The sequence below is a fragment of the Amycolatopsis sp. lyj-23 genome (assembly GCF_046549135.1).
In the GTDB taxonomy this organism is placed as follows: domain Bacteria; phylum Actinomycetota; class Actinomycetes; order Mycobacteriales; family Pseudonocardiaceae; genus Amycolatopsis.
Genome location: NZ_JAJPWN010000064.1, coordinates 1 through 557, shown reverse-complemented (window position 1 = coordinate 557; position 557 = coordinate 1). Strand labels below are relative to the sequence as shown.

The window sequence follows — 557 nt, the reverse complement described above, 5'->3', positions numbered from 1 at the left end:
TGCTGGATGGGACGATCAACCGAGCTCTGGGCTGGGAGTGAGGAGAGTCGATGACGGGCAAGAAGCGGTCGGTCAGCTACAGCTGGCGGTTGCGCGAGATCATGGCCGAGAACGGTATGTACCAGACCACCGAGCTGGTGGAGCCGCTGCACGAGCGCGGCATCTACCTGTCAGTCTCGCAGGTGCACCGGCTGGTGACCGGCACGCCGGAGCGCTTGTCGCTGCAAGTTCTGGCGGCGTTATGCGACATCTTCGCGACCGCGCCGTCGGAGCTGATCGTCACCGGCGCGGAGAACGTCGGGATCCGCAAGACCGGCACTACCGACCATCCCGCACCGGCCGACGTCGCCGAGCTGCGGCCCCGGCGCGCCCGGATCACCAGCACCGAATGAGCCGTTCCAGCGAGGTCTGCTCCCGCTGCGATCTCCCAGTCTGCACCGACGGGCAGAAGACAAAGCTGCGTGATCCGCGGTTGCGGATCCGGATCCGCTGGCCCGAGGGCCCGGTCTGCGTGAAGTGCTACGACGACGCCGTGCACACGCGAGGACGGTGTGACG

Annotated in this window: 1 protein-coding gene; it reads left to right on the top strand. The window is 67.1% G+C overall.

All coding sequences use genetic code 11. From position 1 onward, the window contains the following. Window positions 1-50 precede the first annotated feature (50 nt). On the top strand, window positions 51-392 hold the full coding sequence (locus ACLJPY_RS50195; protein WP_410598096.1) for a helix-turn-helix domain-containing protein: 342 nt from the start codon (window positions 51-53) through the stop codon (window positions 390-392). Window positions 393-557 lie beyond the last annotated feature (165 nt).